3 protein-coding genes are annotated in these 3,043 nt (G+C 73.3%); all 3 read right to left on the bottom strand.

Features of this window, described 5'->3' with window-relative positions; all coding sequences use genetic code 11:
* Positions 1–118: 118 nt before the first annotated feature.
* Positions 119–2,194: an elongation factor G gene (fusA, locus tag ACFVJX_RS35960; protein WP_384136890.1), complete on the bottom strand. Its 2,076-nt coding sequence runs from the start codon at positions 2,192–2,194 to the stop codon at positions 119–121.
* Positions 2,195–2,342: 148 nt separating this feature from the next.
* Positions 2,343–2,495: a hypothetical protein gene (locus ACFVJX_RS35955; protein WP_384136892.1), complete on the bottom strand. Its 153-nt coding sequence runs from the start codon at positions 2,493–2,495 to the stop codon at positions 2,343–2,345.
* Positions 2,480–2,824: a hypothetical protein gene (locus ACFVJX_RS35950; RefSeq protein WP_384136894.1), complete on the bottom strand. Its 345-nt coding sequence runs from the start codon at positions 2,822–2,824 to the stop codon at positions 2,480–2,482. Before ACFVJX_RS35950 ends, ACFVJX_RS35955 begins: the two co-directional genes overlap by 16 nt.
* Positions 2,825–3,043: the final 219 nt, after the last annotated feature.

The following is a 3,043-nucleotide window of genomic DNA, read 5'->3' as shown; positions in this document are numbered from 1 at the left end:
GGAACCGGCCGTGAGGGTCCCGCCCGGGGGGGGGCGCGGGCGCGGGGGGGGGCCCCCCACCGCGGATGGGCCCCGGGGGCCCGGGCGGGGCCCCCCCCCCCGGGGCCGGTGCCGCGCGCTACCGGGCCGGCGCCGGGGCGTACCCCGTGGCCCGGGTGGTGAACGTGCCCCGCCCCTGCGTCCGGCTGCGCAGCCGCGTCGCGTAACCGAACAGCTCGGCCAGCGGCACGGTCGCCGTGATCACCGCCGCGCCGGGCCGTGCGGTGGAGCCGGACACCTGCCCACGCCGTGCGGCCAGATCGCCGAGCACCCCGCCGACGGCGTCGTCGGGCACGGTGACCGTGACCTCGGCCACCGGCTCCAGCACCGCCATCGCGCAGGCCCGCAGGGCCTCCCTGAGCGCGAACCGGCCGGCGGTGCGGAACGCCATCTCCGACGAGTCCTTGGGATGGGTGGCGCCATCGGTCAGCGTCACCCGCACCCCGGTCACCGGATGCCCGCCGACGGGGCCCTCGACCAGAGCGTCCCGGCAGCCGGCCTCGACCGCCCGGACGTACTCCTGCGGCACCCGTCCGCCCACGACGGACGAACGGAACACGAACTGCGCCCCGCCCTCGCCGCCATGGCCGTCGGTGGCTTCCAACGGCTCGACGTCGAGGACGACATGGGCGAACTGCCCGGCCCCTCCGTCCTGCTTGACGTGCCGGTGCACCAGCCCCGACACCCCGCGCACCACCGTCTCCCGGTAGGCGACCTGCGGCCGGCCGACCCGGACCTCCAGGCCGTGGGCGCGGCGGATCTTCTCGGCCGCCACCTCCAGATGGAGTTCGCCCATGCCGGAGAGCACCGTCTGACCCGTCTCGGCGTCCGTGCGCACCACGAGCGACGGATCCTCCTCGGCCAGCCGCACCAGCGCCGACATCAGCCGCTCGGTGTCGGTGCTCCGGCAGGCCTCGACCGCCACGGACACCACCGGATCGGCCACGGTCGGCGGTTCGAGGACCATCGGGGCAGCCGGCGTGCACAGGGTTGCCCCGGCCCGGGCGGACTTGAGGCCGATCACCGCGACGATGTCCCCGGCCACCGCCGTGTCCACGTCGACATGACGGTCCGCCTGGACCCGCAGGATCCGGCCCACCCGCTCGTTGCGCCGCGCCCCGGCGTCCAGCACCGTCTCCCCCTTCCTGAGCGTGCCCGAGTAGACCCGCAGATACGTCAGCCGGCCCGTCGGCGTCGCGTTCACCTTGAACGCCAGCGCCGCGAACGGAGCCGCCGGATCGGCGGCCCGCTCCTGCACCGTGTCGCCGAGCGTGCCGCGTACCGGCGGCACGTCCAGCGGAGAGGGCAGATAGGCCACGACGGCCTCCAGCAACGGCTCGACACCGCGGTTGCGGTAGGCGGAACCGCACAGCACGACTACGCCCTCACCACTACGGGTCAGATCGCGCAGCGCCTCGGCCAGCGTGCCCGCGGAGAGCGTGGAACGCGCGCAGAACTCCTCCAGGGCGACCGGATGGAGCTCCGCCACCGCCTCCTCCAGCAGCCGTCGACGCCGCTCCGCCTCCTCGCGCAGAGCATCGGGCACCTCCCCTTCCTCGTACGTCTCACGGCCCTCGGCCCAGACAAGTGCCCGCATGCGCAGCAGATCCACCACTCCGGTGAACCGCTCCTCGTCCCCGATCGGCAGCTGGACCACCAGCGGGACCGTGTGCAGCCGCTCCCGGATCGAAGCGACCGCGGCGTCGAGGTCGGCGCCGACGCGATCGAGCTTGTTCACGAACGCGATACGAGGCACACCGTGCCGGTCGGCCTGGCGCCACACCGACTCGCTCTGCGGTTCCACACCCGCGACCGCGTCGAACACGGCGATCGCACCGTCGAGCACCCGCAGCGAACGCTCGACCTCGTCGGCGAAGTCGACGTGTCCCGGGGTGTCGATCAGGTTGATCCGGTGGCCCGCCCAGGTGCAGCTCACCGCGGCGGCGAAGATGGTGATGCCCCGGTCGCGCTCCTGCGGGTCGAAGTCGGTGATGGTCGTCCCGTCGTGGACCTCCCCGCGTTTGTGGGTGGTGCCGGTGGCGTAGAGGATCCGTTCGGTGACTGTGGTCTTGCCCGCGTCGACGTGGGCGAGGATGCCCAGATTGCGAACGCCGGTGAGTGTGCTGGTGAGATGACGGTGCAGTTCGGTACGCACGGTCCGTGGCCCTTCGGGGTGATCCGGAAGAAGACGGCGCGATGCCCGGACGAACAGCCGGCCTGTACTCAGGTCCGCGGAACCCCTGACCGCCGCGTACCGCGCAGCGAGCGGCGGCGATGACGGGGTGTCAGTACTGAGGCAGGGTTCAGGTGTTCGTCACGGGTGTCCGGGGCCGGCCGCGCAGCCGGCGCCGGGCGGCGGTGGACACCAGGATCACCTCGTACCGCGACAGGGGAACGACGACAGCGGTGCGGTAGCGCACGGCAGGTCTCCCCTCGAAGGTCACGGTGCGCGCCACGGCGTGATGGTGGCGCGGGATTTCGTGGTGAGTCTAGGGATGCGGTACGGGTGAGGAAAGCGGTTTTCGGCGCGGGGGCGCCGGGCGCCGGGCCTCAAGGTCCTGCGGCACCGGCGGAGCGCGTTCCTGCCGCAGCCGCGCCACTCGGCGGGCGAGACGCCCGCGCCCCGGCCGCCGCGCGTGATCAGCGCGTTCACGGGTGTGTGCGGGTCCAGGGCCATCGTCCGGGCCAGCAGGACCCCGATCACCAACGGGGCCAGGGTGACGGCAAGCGTGGTGCCGGCACTGGTGACGTGCTGCATGCGGGGGCGCGGTGCGTCGGGAGCCATGGCCTCATTCGAGCAGCGGCGGACCGGCGCGGGATCGGGCGGCGTACTCAGTACGGGCGGCCCGGGTACTCAACCCGGGCCGTGCGGCGCCCCCGCAGCAAGGGCTAGGGCGTGTTTTGAAAGTCCCGCCTGCCCGGCGACGCCTGGCACGCACGCTCGCGGCGTTGCAGAAATGCCCTAGTAGCTCCGCTACGAGAACATTTCCGCGCCTTGCGATCG

This window comes from Streptomyces sp. NPDC127177, from assembly GCF_042672475.1.
Classification (GTDB): domain Bacteria; phylum Actinomycetota; class Actinomycetes; order Streptomycetales; family Streptomycetaceae; genus Streptomyces.
This window is presented reverse-complemented; position numbering and strand designations above follow the sequence as displayed.